The sequence below is a fragment of the Polynucleobacter sp. JS-JIR-5-A7 genome, from assembly GCF_018687935.1.
GTDB lineage: Bacteria > Pseudomonadota > Gammaproteobacteria > Burkholderiales > Burkholderiaceae > Polynucleobacter.
The window spans coordinates 1,226,822-1,242,450 of record NZ_CP061308.1; the positions used below are offsets into that span (position 1 = coordinate 1,226,822).

Consider the following 15,629-nt stretch of genomic DNA (forward strand, 5'->3'; position numbering starts at 1 on the left):
CTACCCCTCTTGAGCCCCTACTCTGCAATAGTCGCTACCGTGTTCGCCTGACGCTGATTCACCAGCACTACGCCAGTCATTGTCAAACAGAGGCCCAGAGCCATCAGGAGTGTGAATGGCTCATCAAACAAGAGCCACGCCATCAATGCAGTTGTCGGGGGGGTTAGATAGAGCAAACTCGTGACTTTGGTTGCCGCCCCTTTACGGATCATCATGAATAACAAGCTAATGGAGCCAATCGATAAAGGAAAGATAGCCCATAACAAAGCAGCCACTACAGAGGCATTCCAAACCATGACGCCTGTTTCAAAGAAATACATGCAAAAGAAACACAGCACAGCTGAAACACCAAACTGAATAGAAGATCCAGCGCGAAGATCAAATACTGGGCAGTATTTTTTCTGATAAAGAGTTCCAAAGGTGATCGAGAGTAATGCTGTAAACGCCAGCAGATAGCTAGCCAAAGGGATATGGGCAAAGCCAATCTTTTCAGCCACGACTAAGGCAACGCCTGCAAAACCAAAGCAGAGGCCAATCCATTGACGTGGCGTCACTGTCTCTGAAATCCAAGCAGCAAACCAGGCGGTCAAAATCGGTTGCAGACCAACGATGATTGCCGCCAAACCTGCAGTCATTCCAAGGCGGACTGCAAACCAGACTCCTAATAGATAGCCAAACTGTAAAAGTATTCCTGCGATAGCGATATGCTTGATTTGCGACCGGCTAGGCCAAGAGATGCGCCACAGAAGGCTCAAAGCAGTCATTGCGGCAATCACACCCACAAAGCGCCAAAATAGGAAGGTGGCAGGCTCTACATAAGGCATAGCCAAACGTGCAATCACAAACCCCGTACTCCAAATTAATACAAAAATGGGTGCAATGACGTTGTCTATACCGAGCTTCATGGATAACTTACTGAAAATATTGAGATTTTTGTCTAATCCACGATTTTAGGCTTTTTCTAAAAGCCATCAGCGGTTCTCAAGGAGGCTAAAACCTTGGGTTATGATGCTTTTCACTATTTAAGCCATTTAATTAAGCAAAAATCAGCTATTGACCCTTCAGGTCAGCAAGATCATAGTAGTAAGAGTGCACCCAAAGAAAGAGGCAAAGATGAACTTAACGCCAGAACAAATCGCAGCGGCACAAAAAGCCAATTTAGAAACCTTGACTGGCCTCACAAATCAAGCCCTCCAAAGTATCGAGAAATTAGTTGAGCTCAATTTAGCCATTGCTAAACAAAGCTTGAGTGATAGCGTGAACAATGCCAAGAAAGCATTAGAAGTAAAAGATATTCAGCAACTGCTTGCCCATCAAGCTGAAACCGTTCAGCCGATCGCAGAAAAAATTATTTCTTATAGTCACCATTTGTATAAATTGGCTCATGAAACTCAAGATAACTTTACCAAGTCTGCGGAAAAAGAATTTTCTGCTGGCCAAAAGAGAATGGATGCCTTAGTTGAAGAGTGGGCTAAAAATACACCCGCAGGTTCTGATACTGCCGTTCAAACAATCAAACAAGCCATTGCTTCTGCAAATCAGGTTTTTGAAACTAGTCATAAAGCGGTAAAGCATGCTGTTGATGTTGCACAAGCCAATCTCAATACCGCTGCCGATACCGTAACAAAAACTGTAAGTTCTGCTGGTAAGACATCGAAGAAAAAATAATTACTGTTTCACTCTTGTAATCAAAAAGCCCCAAATGATAGGGGCTTTTTTATGATGATCTTTATTCAGCAGTAGCCCCAGACTGCTTAACCAGAAGCTCCCAGTAAGGAATTTCCTTCTTAATGAATGCGGCAAATTGCTCGGGAGATTGCTCACCGTTTAAAGAGCCCATTTTAGAAAGGCTTTCCGCCACCTCTGCTGAAGCTAATACTTTATTGATTTCTTTATTCAGAGTATTGACTAAGGGAGTTGGCGTTTTTGTTGGGACAAATATGCCGTACCAATTCTCAACAACAAATTTAGGGTACCCAAGCTCCTTCATTGTAGGTACGTCTGGTAAGTTTTTCGCCCTGACCGCTCCAGTCGTTGCAAGCGCCCTAACCTTGCCACTATTAAGATGAGGAACCATGGCTCCCGTTGACTCAAATGCCATTGGCACCTGTCCAGCCAAGACGTCGGCAATGGCCGGTCCGGATCCTCTATAGGGAATGTGCGTCATATCCAGCTTTTGCTCAAGCTTAAGTAACTCACCTAAGAGATGGTGAGTACTCCCACTACCAGGAGATGCAAAGCTGTATTTACCCGGTTCCTTTTTAATCAAAGCAATCAGCTCAGAAACTGAATTAGCAGACACAGAAGAATTGATATACAAAACCATAGGCACGGCAGCTACCTCGGCTACAGGTCTTAAGCTCACAATCGGGTCATTACGCAGTTTATATAAATTCCGATTAATGACAACACCAGTGCTATTTCCCAGTAATAGAGTACAGCCATCGCCAGTAGCACTACTCACAAACTCAGTGCCAATGTTGCCGCTAGCACCAGTTTTATTTTCCACAATCACACTGACGTTTAATTGTTTAGATAGTCCAGGAACTAACATTCTTGCGAGAACGTCACTGGCTCCTCCTGGCGGATAAGGAGAAATGATTTTGATCACAGGGCATGGATACTGGGCATAGGTTAAAGGGGCGCTGAATCCAAAGCAGATCAAGCCAACAATTTGTATTAAGTTTCTTTTAGCAATATATATAGTGTTCATATGGGGCCTAACTTTTTAACATCTGCTCATAATTAAATTGCTGATCAACTTCAATAATCGACTGCCCTGATCTTAGTGCTTCGACCATTGCCAACTCTTTCATGGCAATAGCATCCGCCTCATCCAATACCGTATTGATCTTAGCTGCAGGGATTGCTACGAGGCCATTGACATCCGCCACAATCACGTCACCCGGTAAAACAGATATGTTTCCAACTCTAATGGGGATATTCCAAGCCTCTTGAACAATGCGACCTCGGGCAGTAATCGGAACCGTACCTCGGGCATGAACCGGAAATCCAAATTCTTCACACGTATCGACATCACGGACTGCACCATCAACTACTACACCAGAGATCTTTTTTTGCAGCGCTCCCATTGAGAGAATCTCACCCCAGCAGTTGTTGTTCAGATCCCCACGGTTGTCAATCACAATGACATCCCCAGGCGATGCCGAAAAGATGGCATCAACCCCGAGATGCGCCTTACTTTGTGCAGCACCTGCAGAAATCATACGGATCGTAATTGCCCTACCAATTACTTTGGTCTTACCCCATTGAGGAACAATGCCAATTACCGCAGCTGCAATTCCCAACTTATCCATTGCATCACTTAAATTTGAGGTTGCTAATTTTTCTAGCCGTCCTCTGTATAGCCGATCAAACTCCTCGGATGTCATCATATCCTCACTTATTTTGGAATTCTGTTATTGATTCTGGAAAATACCTGACGTGCATTACCTTCAAAAATCATTTCCTTCTCTTGATTGCTCAAGCCATCAACCGCATTGAGGTAACGACGGGTATCGTCAAAATAAAATCCGGTATCTGGATCAATATCTTTCACGGCTCCAAATGTTTCGGATGCAAATAGAATATTTTTGACTGGGATGACTTCAGTCAGCAGGTTGATCCCTGGCTGGTGATACACACAAGTATCAAAATAAATATTATTTAGCAGTTTTTGATTGATGTCAGGGATATCCATATCTTTCGCCAGCCCTCGAAAGCGTCCCCAGTGATAGGGAACCGCTCCACCTCCATGGGGAATTAAGAAACGCAACTGCGGAAACTGTGCGAACAAATCTGAAGTCAGACATTGCATAAAAGCGGTTGTATCAGCATTCAAGTAATGTGCACCAGTGGTATGAAAGCAATCGTTACAACTGGTGCTGACATGAATCATTGCTGGTACATCTAGGGCAATCATTTCTTGATAGATTGGATACCAATAGGGGTGACTTAAGGGCGGATCTCGCCAATGACCACCAGAAGGATCGGGGTTGAGATTAATACCCACAAATCCATATTCATTAACGCACTTGCGCATCTCCGGCAAGCAAGTACTGATATCCACTCCTGGCGACTGCGGCAACATTGCGGCACCTACAAAGTGCTTCGGGAAAAGCTGCGTCACTCGATAACAAAGTTCATTACAAAGGGCTGCCCATGTTGCCGAGGTATTAAAGTCACCAATATGGTGAGTCATAAAGCTCGCTTGGGGTGAGAAGATCGTGACATCAATGCCCCGCTCTCGCATTCGAGCGAGTTGATTTTCTTCGATAGACTCCCTAATTTCATCATCACTTATTTTTAAATCAGATACCTTGGGACCCAAATGCGGTGTACTTAAATTAGCGACTTGGGCATCTCGCCAAGCCTTTAATGCTTTTGGTGCCGTAGTGTAGTGGCCATGACAATCAATAATCATTTATTGCTTCCCTTTATAGAGTAACGGGTCGTTAATTCGGAGCCAAGCCTTGAATACCTGACCGTTGAATAAATAAATTGAGCCTACCAGTAGAGCTCATTTGATCTATAAAGTGATTCAAGTATTGAGCAGTTTCTTGACGTGCCAATGGTGTGCCCAAGGCCAGGTTTTCATATCCGATAACATCGGGCAATACTCTTGACCCCGGAACAGAGGAAGCTATTTCAAATAGAATTGCTTTATTGGTAGAGAAACCATCAATCTTCCCGCTTTTTAACCATTCAATTGCCTGTGTAGTTGAGCTTGTCTGTACCAAACTGGCATTAGGAATCAGCGATGGAAGCTCCGCTTGAGAATTGCTTCCCACACTGAAGCCAATATTGATATTCGAGCGATTGATATCTGCTAGAGAGCGGATACTACTGTGGGGACTCACCAAATACCCTTTCTCAATCCGAATGACTGTTTTGGAAAACTGAATATATTTAGCACGATCTTGGCTAGCATTCGTGAAGACTAAATCTAGCTCATTATTTTTTACAGCCAAAAGAACATCCGCATTCTTCTCAAACACCACAGGGGTGTAATTGACACCTAATTGAGTAGCGAGACTCTGCCCCAACTCATAGCCAATACCTCGGACCTGATTCGAACTATTGGCTGGCAGAATCGAGGTTGGCGAGCCTTTATATAAGCCCATTCGCAGACTTCCCTGCGGCGCAAGAATGTCCTTAGGCGATGAAGCGCAAGCAAGCAGCACCAAGCAAAACAGTGATGAGAGAATCAGCCTGCAACTTCGCCCAAATTTCATTATTTGACCCTGAATTAATCTGGCTGAATATTAGCTTCACGTACCAATTTTTCGTATCGCTTTCGTTCTGAATTTAAATATGCAATCAATTGAGCAGTGGTTCCTGGGCTGACCTCTCCTCCAACAGAACCCAATCGCTCTGTCATCTCTTTAGATTGCAATGCTTTTTCCACTTGGATATGGAGCGTCTTCACAATACTGGCTGGAGTCTTAGCGGGCGCAATTAAGCTGTACCAAACGGAAGCTTCAAAACCTGGGAAACCCGATTCTGCCACCGTAGGTATCTCCGGAAATAATGGGGAACGCTTTGCGCTCATGACAGCAACAATCTTGAGTTTGCCACTTTTGACATGAGGAGCCACTTCCAACATATTGACTGCAACCAAATCCAATTGACCCCCAATCAAATCAGTAATCGCAGGAGCGCCGCCTTTATAGGGCACGTGCTTTAAAGAAATCCCAGCAGCTTGCTCGAAAAATTTCATGGCCATATGAGGTGTTGCGCCATTACCTGGTGTTCCGTACGTAATGAAATCTGGATTCGCTTTTGCAGCCTTAATCAAATCAGATATTTTTTGATACTTACTATCAGCAGAAGTGGCAATGACTACGGGCACACGTCCGATCATGGCAATTGGCGTAATGTCTTTATCGATATCAAAGGGTTGTGGCTTATACAAGGACATGTTAGCTGCCAAAGCATTGGCAGCAACCATCAAGGTATAGCCATCAGCTGGGCTATCAATCAATTGCTTAACAGCGATATTGGTGCCAGCACCAGGTTTATTTTCGATAACGATCGATTGCCCCATTGAAGCTGACAAATTTTGTCCTAGAGTTCTAGCAACTAAATCAACGGCACCTCCAGGAGCATATCCAACTAAAACCTTGATGGGCTTATTGGGGTAGTCCTGAGCCAGCAGATTACTAGCAAACAGTAGATTGCTTACAGCGAAAAAGATGAGAATGATTTTTCTCATAGACATTACTCTTTAGGAGCCCCCGACATTTTCACAATTCCTTCGTAACGCTTAATCTCAGACTGTGAGAACTTTGTAAATTCTGCTACTGAGCCACCATCTACCTGGGCACCAATTCCTTGAAGACTTTTCCGCACTTCAGGATCTTTTAAGACTTTATTAAATGCTGCATTGAGTTTTTCTGTAACATCTTTAGGTGCGCCAGCAGGCAACATTACGCCATACCAAGCATTGGCAACCATCGGTACCCCAGCCTCTTTCATGGTGGGTACATTCGGCAATTCAGGGATGCGTTTATCAGCAGCAACACCAAGGGCTTTTAACTTGCCAGCTTTGATGTTATTCAATGAACCTGTATCAAGCATCATATCGATATGTCCAGCCATCAAATCTATCGCAGCTGGACCGCTACCTTTATAGGGGACATGGCGTATATCTAAACCAGTGACCGTTTTAAATTGTGCACCCGCTAAATGTTGAGACGCGCCAATACCGGCAGAGCCATAAGTAAACTTCCCCGGGTTTTGCTTAGCATCAGAGATGAGGTCTTTCATGCTATTCCAAGGAGATGCTTCAGGTACAACCATGATATTGGGAATGGTGCACACCAATACTACTGGAGTGAAGTCTTTAGCAGCGTCAAATCCTTGATTAGAAAATAAGTGAGGGCCTGCAGCATTCGTTGAGCTTGTTGCCATCAACATCGAGTAGCCATCAGCTTTATCTTGTAGAAAAGCTTGAGTTCCTATATTGCCACCTGCCCCACCTTTATTCTCAACAAATACTGAAACACCGAGCTCCTTGGTCAGAGGTAATGCAAGAATGCGCGCAACTTGATCAGTTGCACCACCCGGCGGCCAAGGCACGAGAAATTTAATCGATTTATCGGGATATGCGGCTAGCGAATTGAGCGCCACTACAGTTAATAGACTTGCAAAAATAAAGCGAAGCTTCATAAGACGCCTTTTTGTTTTAAGCTGGCATCCACCCAAGCATCATCATATTTGCCATCATGAATCGATTGGATTGTTTTACGCTCAATAGTCTCTTTTTCCTTACCCAAGCGAGCGGCCTCAAGCACCAACTCAGGAGCTAAGGCAATAATTCCATCGCCATCACCCAAAATCACATCACCAGGATGAACAACCATCCCCCCGATCGACACTGGGACGTTGATACTGCCGGGACCATCCTTGTAAGGGCCCCGCATATTGACACCACGTGCCCAACATGGAAAATGATGTTTCTCAAAGGCTTCCACATCCCGAATCGCAGCATCAAAGACTACACCAATAGCCCCTCTTGATTTGGCAACCGTCATCATGATTTCACCAAACAAAGCGCGGGAGACATCGCCACCCCCATCAACCACCAATACATCACTAGGTTGAAGTATTTGTAAGGCTTTGTGAATCATCAAGTTATCACCAGACCGCACACTTACTGTGACAGCATTGCCACATACAGAAACTGGCGACTTGTTTACAGGCAATATATTGACTGCGCCAATCGTCCTACCCAATACATCACTAACAACAGAAGTTGCCAATCCTGTTAGGGCTACGATCCCCTCTTTAAAGGCTTCTTTTCTAGGGCGAATTTCATAACCATTATTCATGTTGCATTCCTTGTAAAGTGTTTAATCGACTGTTGCGCCTGTGCGCTTCACCAAAGACTCCCAGTAAGGAATCTCTCTGTTAATAAATTGTGTAAATTGTTCTGGCGTACCCGCCACATCACTAGAACCCATCTTATTAAGACTGGCTGCTACTTCCGGCTCTTTCATTGTCGCGTTAATTGCTTTATTCAGTCTTGAAATTAAAACGGATGGCGTTTTGGCTGCCACAAACACACCGTACCAATTTTCAATCACAAAGCTGCTGTAGCCAAGCTCTTTCATGGTGGGTACGTTAGGAAAGTTCTTTGGCCTAACAGCTCCCGTTGTTGCCAATACCCGGATGCGCCCGGATGATATCTGTGCAGCAATCGTGGTGGTTGTCTCAAAGGCAATCGGCACTTGTCCAGCAAGTACATCAGCCATTGCTGGCCCCTGCCCTCTGTAGGGTATGTGCGTCAAATCCAATTGTTTTTCAAGTTTGAGCATTTCTGCCATCAAATGTTGTGGACTACCGCTCCCACCAGATGCATAGCTGTATTTACCTGGATTATTTTTAATCAGCTCCACCAGTTCACCAAGAGTATTTGCAGGTACCGAAGCATTCACATAGAGAACCAAAGGTACTGATGCTACTTCTGCAACTGCTGCCAAATCCTTGGAAGGATTGATCCTTAACTTATATAAATTCTGATTAATGACTACCCCAGTATTATTTCCAAGCAATAAAGTACAACCATCTGAGGCTGAATTCGCCACATACTCTGTTCCAATATTGCTACTAGCTCCACCTTTGTTTTCGACTATGACATTTGTCCCGAGCTGTTTAGCAATTCCTGGCGCAAGCATTCTTGCCAAGATGTCAGTTGTCCCCCCGGGTGGATATGGCGAGACAAATTTAATGGTTGGGCACGGATATGAACTCTGAGCTTTTACATTGAGCACTGATAGCAATAAGCAAAGGCTAATCCCCAGAAATAACTGTCTCTTCATTTTTTTATATTCCCTCTTTCTTTGCCTAGCTAAATAAGGCATAGGCTAAGATCTATTCTTTAGTAAAAATATACCTTACATACCCCTCACTCAGCGCATTTCTATATAAAAAGCCTTGAAATGACCAAAAGCCTCAATCGAGAAGAATTATTATTCATTGCCCAGAGTTTTGATCCTGGGGATAAATGTTCTGACTGTCAGTCGCTCAACTGCCAAGGCTGGGAAAGCATCCCGGGTGGATTCATCACCAATTCTCTAGAGTGCATAGGGACCCTGAGGATCGAGAATGCACCAGAGTGCTGGGAGGAAGATCATCCCAAAGGAACCACGATCTGGTCTAAAGATGCCCCCATCTCCATCTCCTTTCATCCTTACAACAAGTCTGACGTTTACGAATGTAAGCATTGTCGATCTAAATATCTTCGATATACGGAATGTGGCGGCTACTATGTGGATGAGCGCATTCGAGAACTCAGAGCAGAACTCATTTCATAAGATTCCTGTTCGCTGGTGTCACAAATGTAAAAGCCCCGATCTCTCGGGGCTTTTTTGGATACTGCTTCAGAGTAGCTACTATTTTTAAGCTTTCTTCTTCACTGGGGGTAGGTCCGTGCAATGACCATGCGCCGCCTCAGCAGCCAAGCCTACTGACTCGCCCAGGGTTGGGTGTGGATGAATGGTTTTACCAATATCTACAGCATCAGCGCCCATCTCAATGGCAAGACAAACTTCACCAATCAAATCACCGGCATGAGTGCCTACAATACCGCCACCAATAATGCGATGCGTATTAGCGTCAAAGATGAGCTTCGTAAAACCTTCATCACGACCGTTAGCAATCGCACGGCCACTAGCTGCCCATGGGAATAAACCTTTCTCATAGGCGATGCCCTGTGCCTTACATTGTTCTTCAGTCAAACCAGCCCAAGCTACTTCAGGATCGGTGTAAGCAACCGATGGAATTTGTTTAGCATCAAAGTAAGACTTCTCACCTGCTGCAGCTTCTGCGGCAACGTGTCCTTCATGCACTGCCTTGTGAGCTAACATCGGCTGACCCACTAAGTCACCAATCGCAAAAATATTGGCGACATTGGTGCGCATTTGTTTATCGACCGGAATAAAGCCTCGCTCATCCACTTGAACGCCTGCCTTATCTGCAGCAATCTTCTTACCGTTTGGCGTACGTCCCACGGCAACGAGCACTAAGTCATAAGTCTGTGGCTGCGCAGGTGCATTCTCACCCTCGAAGCTCACTTGAATTCCATCGGGCCTCACTTCAGCTTTAGCAGCGCGGGTCTTGAGCATGATCTTTTCAAAACGTCCGGCATTGAACTTCTCCCAGACCTTCTCCAAATCACGGTCAGCTCCAGCCATCAGGCCATCCATCATTTCTGCAATATCGATGCGTGAGCCCAGAGTACTATAAACAGTCGCCATCTCTAAACCGATAATGCCACCACCAATTACCAACATTCTTTTTGGAATACTAGTCAGTAACAGCGCACCCGTACTATCGACAATGCGCGGGTCCTCTGGCAAGAAAGGCAACTTCACTGGCTGACTACCTGCAGCGATGATCGCCTTCTGAAAACGCACGACTTCCTTTTGACCAGTGAGGTCTTGGCCAGCACCATTTGTTAACTCCACTTCAACATGGTTTGCATCCAAGAAACGGCCTAAACCACGCACTACTTTTACTTTGCGAGCCTTAGCCATACCAGCTAATCCACCAGTCAACTTTGCGATGACAGATTCTTTATAACCACGTAATTGATCAATCTCAATCTTAGGCGCACCAAATGTGATGCCATGCTTTGCCATGGTTTTTACTTCATCCATCACGGAGGTTGTATGGAGTAATGCTTTAGACGGAATACAGCCTACGTTTAAGCACACACCACCTAAAGTAGCGTAACGCTCAATCAATAGAGTGTTCATACCCAGGTCCGCACTTCGAAATGCCGCACTGTAACCACCAGGCCCGGCACCGAGCACTAGCACCTCACATTCGTGATCAACCTTGCCGTTGTATTGACCCGCTTTTGGGGCAGGAGCAATGGCTGCTGTTGCCGCAGCAGGTGCTGGTGCCAAAGGAGTTGGTTTTGCAGCAGGCGCTGTCGTTGCAGCACTTGCTTCAATCTCAGCAATTACAGTGCCTTTGCTCACTTTATCGCCCAGCTTCACTGAGATACTAGTCACCATTCCAGCAGCGTCTGCAGGCACTTCCATAGTTGCTTTATCAGATTCAAGTACAAGTAATGGCTGCTCTTTCTCAATCACATCACCCACTTTTACCAATACTTCGATCACCGGCACATCTGAGTAATCACCAATATCCGGAACGAGGATCATTTGCTTAGCCATAGATCCTCCTTACAGCGTAGCGCGACGGAAGTCGGCTAGTAGTTGAGCGATATAGACAGTAAAGCGCGTTGCCAATGCTCCATCGATCACGCGATGATCTGCAGAAAGTGACAAGGGGCAAATAAGACGTGGCACAAACTGCTTACCATCCCATACTGGTTTCATTGCTGCTTTACTCACGCCCAAAATCGCCACTTCAGGAGCATTCACAATAGGTGAGAAAGAAGTTCCGCCGATGCCGCCTAAGGAGGAAATCGTAAAACTAGCTCCTTGCATTTGATCTGGCTTCAACTTCCCTTCACGGGCAAGTGCTGCTAATTCAGAAGTTTCTTTGGCAAGCTCAAAGATTCCTTTCTTATCAGCGTCTTTGATGACTGGCACCACCAAACCCGTTGGGGTATCTGCAGCAAAACCAATATTGAAATACTTTTTGAGGATCAAATCATCGCCATCGAGCGAGCTATTGAACTCAGGATGTTTTTTCAACGCAGCGACCGCAGCCTTCATTAAGAAAGCCAGCATGGTGATCTTGACGCCCTTCTTCTCATTGTCTTTATTGGTCATGACACGGAAGGCTTCTAGATCAGTGATATCTGCGTCCTCGTGATAAGTCACAGCAGGAATCATGACCCAGTTACGTGCCAAATTAGCTGCAGTGAGTTTCTTAATACGATTGAGTGGTTGACGTTCAATCTCACCAAATTTTGTGAAATCTACTTTCGGCCATGGAATCAAATTCAGACCACCCAAGCTTCCACCACTTGAGGCTGCAGCTGCACTAGAACTTCCAGCACCACCGCTCATTGCCGCTTTGACAAAAGCTTGAACGTCTTCTTGTGTGATGCGTCCTTTGGGGCCGGAACCTTTTACCTGAGTAATCGTTACGCCAAGCTCACGTGCAAACTTACGCACTGAAGGGCTAGCGTGACTCATAGCTCCATCCACAGGGGGCGGCGGATTGCTCTTTGGAGGAGGCGCTGGCGCTCTTGCAATCGGTGGTTCAACCGCTTTTATAGCTGGTGCTGCTGGTGCAGATACTGCAGCTACAGGTGCCGTAACAGCTCCTGATCCGCCTTCCAGAATAAGCACCACTGAGCCTTCAGAGAGGTTATCACCTACCTTGACCTTCACTTCTTTAACAATACCGGCGTGTGACGATGGCACATCCATTGTCGCTTTATCAGACTCAAGCACAACAATAGATTGTTCTTTCTCAATCCGATCGCCTGCCTTCACTAACACTTCGATGACAGGCACGTCTTTATAGTCACCAATGTCAGGTACTTTGATTTCAATTGGAGCACTACTTCCACTGCTACTTGCGCTTACTGGTGCAGACGCAGTTTTACTAGCTGCTGCAGGAGCAGGAGTAGAAGCGGGTACCGAGACCGCTGCACCCTCTTCCAAGGTCATGACGATTGCGCCCTCAGAGAGGCTATCACCCACTTTGACCTTCACCTCTTTCACTACACCAGAGTGAGACGATGGCACATCCATCGTGGCTTTATCAGACTCAAGCACAACAATAGATTGTTCTTTCTCAATCTTGTCACCTGCTTTAACCAGGACCTCGATGACCGGCACATCCTTGTAATCACCAATGTCCGGCACTTTGATTTCAATAATTTGACTCATGAATTAATCTCGTATTAAACCGTCATTGGGTTTGGTTTAGCAGTGTCAATGCCGTATTTTTTGATGGCCTCAGCTAATTTTTGACGATCAAGCTGACCAGCATCAACCAAAGATCGTAAAGCAGTGATCACCACCCAGCGACGATCGACCTCAAAGAAGTCACGGAGTTTTTCACGGGTATCTGAGCGACCAAAACCGTCTGTACCCAATACTTCATAACGGCGATCCATATGCTGAATGGCCGGACGAATTTGCTCAGCAAACATACGCACATAGTCTGTAGCAGCAATGACGGGCCCCGTGGTATCTTTTAAACACTTCTCAACGTGTGAGAGTGCTGGTGCTGCGGTCGGGTTCAAGAGATTGGCACGGTGAACTGTATTCCAATCGCGACCTAATTCCGTAAAGCTTGGGCAACCCCACAAGTCAGATGACACTCCCCAATCTTTGTGCAAGATTTCAGCTGCTTCAATCACTTCACGGAAGATGGTTCCTGAACCGAGCAGTTGCACACGTAATTTTGCCTTAGCGTCACCAACCGACTTGAGCTTATACATGCCCTTAATGATGTCTTTTTCTGCACCTATTGGCATTGCTGGGTGAGTGTAGTTCTCATTCATCAAGGTGACGTAGTAATAGACGTCCTCCTGAACCTCGAGCATACGACGCATGCCATCTTGAATCACTACTGCTAACTCAAACGCAAAAGTTGGGTCATAGCTAATGCAATTTGGAACTGCAGCACTCCACAGATGACTATGACCATCTTCGTGTTGCAAGCCTTCGCCATTCAAGGTGGTTCTCCCTGCAGTGCCACCGAGCAAGAAGCCCCGGCTGCGCATATCACCTGCAGCCCATGCTAAGTCGCCAATCCGCTGGAAACCAAACATGGAATAGAAAATATAAAACGGCAACATGGGAACGCCATGGGTAGAGTAAGAAGTTGCGGCGGCAATCCAATCGCACATACCGCCTGCTTCATTAATACCCTCTTGCAAGATCTGGCCAGTCTTATCCTCTTTATAGAACATCAATTGATCATGATCTTCTGGCGTATATAGCTGACCCAGTTGATTCCAAATACCCAATTGACGGAACATACCCTCCATACCAAAAGTCCGTGACTCATCGGGAACGATAGGCACAACGCGCTTGCCAATCGTCTTATCCCGCACCACCGTATTGAGCATCCGAACAAAAGCCATCGTGGTAGAAATCTCACGGCCTTCAGCGGTTGCTTCTAGTAAGGGTGTAAATGCATCCAATTTAGGTACCGGCAAGCTTTCGGCTTTCGCACGACGTTGCGGCAAATAACCACCCAACTCTTGGCGACGGGCTTTCATATACTCGAGCTCAGGGCTACCTTCAGCAAACTTGACCAAGGGCATCTCGTCGAGTTGCTCATCCTTCACCGGGATCTCAAAGCGATCACGGAAGCGACGCACATCGTCATCGTTCATTTTCTTGGCTTGGTGTGCAATGTTCATCGCCTCACCGGAGCCGCCCATACCGTAGCCTTTAATGGTGTGAGCCAAAATGACCGTTGGCTGATCTTTATGATTTACCGCTGCATGAAATGCTGCATACACTTTATGGGGATCATGGCCGCCACGATTCAGTTGCCAGATCTCATCATCACTCCAGTCGCTGACTAGCGCTTTGAGTTCTGGAGTATTAAATACGATCTCACGGACATAAGCACCATTCTTGGCCTTCATCGTTTGATATTGGCCGTCAACGATCTCGCCGAGACGTTGCATCAAAATACCCTTCTTATCACGGGCAAATAAAGCATCCCACTGACCACCCCACACGACTTTAATGACATTCCAGCCAGAGCCGCGGAATTCACTCTCGAGTTCTTGAATAATTTTTCCGTTACCACGCACTGGTCCATCTAAGCGCTGCAAGTTACAGTTCACTACAAAAATCAAGTTATCTAACTTCTCACGACCAGCCATACCGATGGCGCCTAAAGATTCTGGTTCATCCGTTTCACCATCACCTAAGAAAGCCCAAACCTTACGACCTTGCTCTTGAATAAAGCCACGGTCTCTTAAATATTTCATGAAGCGTGCTTGATATATCGCCATGATTGGACCAAGACCCATCGACACCGTTGGGAACTGCCAAAAGTCTGGCATCAACCATGGGTGCGGGTAACTAGAGATCCCTTTACCGCCAACCTCTTGACGGAAGTTATCCAGTTGACCGTCTGATAAACGACCCAACATATAAGCACGGGCATAAACGCCAGGGGCGGAGTGTCCCTGGACAAAGATCAGATCGCCACCATGCTCTGGTGATGGGGCATGCCAGAAATGGTTGTATCCAACGTCATACAAAGTAGCGGCAGACTGGAAGGAAGAAATATGTCCACCGACATTGGTGTCTTTATTTGCGCGCAGCACCATGGCCATCGCATTCCAACGGGTATAGGAACGAATCCGGTGTTCAACATTTTGATCGCCAGGCAAACGGGCTTGATTCTCAACGGGAATCGTATTGATGTAAGGCGTCTCTGCATGGAAGGGTTGATCTACACCATTGACTCGTGCATGAGAAATTTGTTGATCGATGAGATAAGCAGCACGCTGCGGACCTTCGTTATGGATGACACCATCTAAGGCCTGCAACCACTCTTGTGTCTCGCCAGGATCAGCATCCTGAAGATTTTGTTTGCCTAACACTTGCTCAGGAACTGCGGCCATAACTTATCTCCAATAGTTATTTCGTTTAATTCATTCAAATCAACAATAGTTATTTACTTTATAGACAACATTTTAGGAAGGTATATGGGTGTAAACA

At 45.8% G+C, this 15,629-nt stretch carries 14 protein-coding genes; 2 read left to right on the forward strand and 12 right to left on the reverse strand.

Annotation, left to right across the window (positions count from 1 at the left end; translation table 11 throughout):
- Positions 1-17: 17 nt before the first annotated feature.
- On the reverse strand, positions 18-905 hold the full coding sequence (locus AOC29_RS06370) for a DMT family transporter (RefSeq protein ID WP_215294858.1): 888 nt from the start codon (positions 903-905) through the stop codon (positions 18-20).
- A gap of 208 nt (positions 906-1,113) precedes the next feature.
- Here AOC29_RS06370 and AOC29_RS06375 point away from each other — a divergent pair, with 208 nt between their 5' ends.
- Complete coding sequence (locus AOC29_RS06375) at positions 1,114-1,668, forward strand: phasin family protein (RefSeq protein ID WP_215294859.1); 555 nt, start codon at positions 1,114-1,116, stop codon at positions 1,666-1,668.
- Positions 1,669-1,729: 61 nt separating this feature from the next.
- On the opposite strand, the gene AOC29_RS06380 is transcribed toward AOC29_RS06375, so the two are convergent.
- From AOC29_RS06380 to AOC29_RS06415, 8 genes are read right to left on the reverse strand one after another with little or no spacing between them, the layout of a single operon-like run.
- Positions 1,730-2,713 carry a tripartite tricarboxylate transporter substrate binding protein gene (locus tag AOC29_RS06380; RefSeq protein WP_215294860.1) on the reverse strand — a complete coding sequence of 328 codons (984 nt, stop codon included), beginning with the start codon at positions 2,711-2,713 and terminating at the stop codon, positions 1,730-1,732.
- Positions 2,714-2,720: 7 nt separating this feature from the next.
- Complete coding sequence (locus AOC29_RS06385) at positions 2,721-3,395, reverse strand: RraA family protein (RefSeq protein WP_215294862.1); 675 nt, start codon at positions 3,393-3,395, stop codon at positions 2,721-2,723.
- An 8-nt stretch (positions 3,396-3,403) separates the two neighbouring features.
- Complete coding sequence (locus tag AOC29_RS06390) at positions 3,404-4,423, reverse strand: amidohydrolase family protein (RefSeq protein WP_215294864.1); 1,020 nt, start codon at positions 4,421-4,423, stop codon at positions 3,404-3,406.
- Between the two features lie 31 nt (positions 4,424-4,454).
- Positions 4,455-5,234 (reverse strand): transporter substrate-binding domain-containing protein, encoded by a 780-nt coding sequence (locus AOC29_RS06395; protein WP_215294866.1) that lies wholly within the window; start codon positions 5,232-5,234, stop codon positions 4,455-4,457.
- A gap of 14 nt (positions 5,235-5,248) precedes the next feature.
- Positions 5,249-6,214 carry a tripartite tricarboxylate transporter substrate binding protein gene (locus tag AOC29_RS06400; protein ID WP_251369938.1) on the reverse strand — a complete coding sequence of 322 codons (966 nt, stop codon included), beginning with the start codon at positions 6,212-6,214 and terminating at the stop codon, positions 5,249-5,251.
- Between the two features lie 5 nt (positions 6,215-6,219).
- Entirely contained in the window at positions 6,220-7,170 is a 951-nt protein-coding gene (locus AOC29_RS06405; RefSeq protein ID WP_215294870.1) for a tripartite tricarboxylate transporter substrate binding protein, read from the reverse strand.
- Positions 7,167-7,832 carry an RraA family protein gene (locus AOC29_RS06410; RefSeq protein ID WP_215294872.1) on the reverse strand — a complete coding sequence of 222 codons (666 nt, stop codon included), beginning with the start codon at positions 7,830-7,832 and terminating at the stop codon, positions 7,167-7,169. Before AOC29_RS06410 ends, AOC29_RS06405 begins: the two co-directional genes overlap by 4 nt.
- 21 nt (positions 7,833-7,853) lie before the next feature.
- On the reverse strand, positions 7,854-8,678 hold the full coding sequence (locus tag AOC29_RS06415) for a tripartite tricarboxylate transporter substrate binding protein (RefSeq protein WP_251370106.1): 825 nt from the start codon (positions 8,676-8,678) through the stop codon (positions 7,854-7,856).
- Between the two features lie 264 nt (positions 8,679-8,942).
- Between AOC29_RS06415 and AOC29_RS06420 the strand changes: the two genes are divergently transcribed.
- A complete protein-coding gene (locus AOC29_RS06420) occupies positions 8,943-9,317 on the forward strand; it encodes a hypothetical protein (protein ID WP_251369939.1) in 375 nt (124 codons plus the stop codon).
- An 84-nt stretch (positions 9,318-9,401) separates the two neighbouring features.
- Here the strand turns inward: AOC29_RS06420 and lpdA are convergent, their stop codons facing one another.
- The 3 genes from lpdA to aceE are packed head-to-tail and all read right to left on the reverse strand — an operon-like array spanning position 9,402 to position 15,532.
- The gene (lpdA, locus tag AOC29_RS06425; protein ID WP_215294875.1) at positions 9,402-11,186 is read right to left on the reverse strand and encodes a dihydrolipoyl dehydrogenase; all 1,785 of its coding nucleotides are present in this window, start codon (positions 11,184-11,186) and stop codon (positions 9,402-9,404) included.
- 9 nt (positions 11,187-11,195) lie between these two features.
- Positions 11,196-12,821, reverse strand: a complete 1,626-nt coding sequence (aceF, locus tag AOC29_RS06430; RefSeq protein WP_215294877.1) for a dihydrolipoyllysine-residue acetyltransferase — start codon at positions 12,819-12,821, stop codon at positions 11,196-11,198.
- Positions 12,822-12,835: 14 nt separating this feature from the next.
- Complete coding sequence (gene aceE, locus AOC29_RS06435) at positions 12,836-15,532, reverse strand: pyruvate dehydrogenase (acetyl-transferring), homodimeric type (protein WP_215294879.1); 2,697 nt, start codon at positions 15,530-15,532, stop codon at positions 12,836-12,838.
- Positions 15,533-15,629 lie beyond the last annotated feature (97 nt).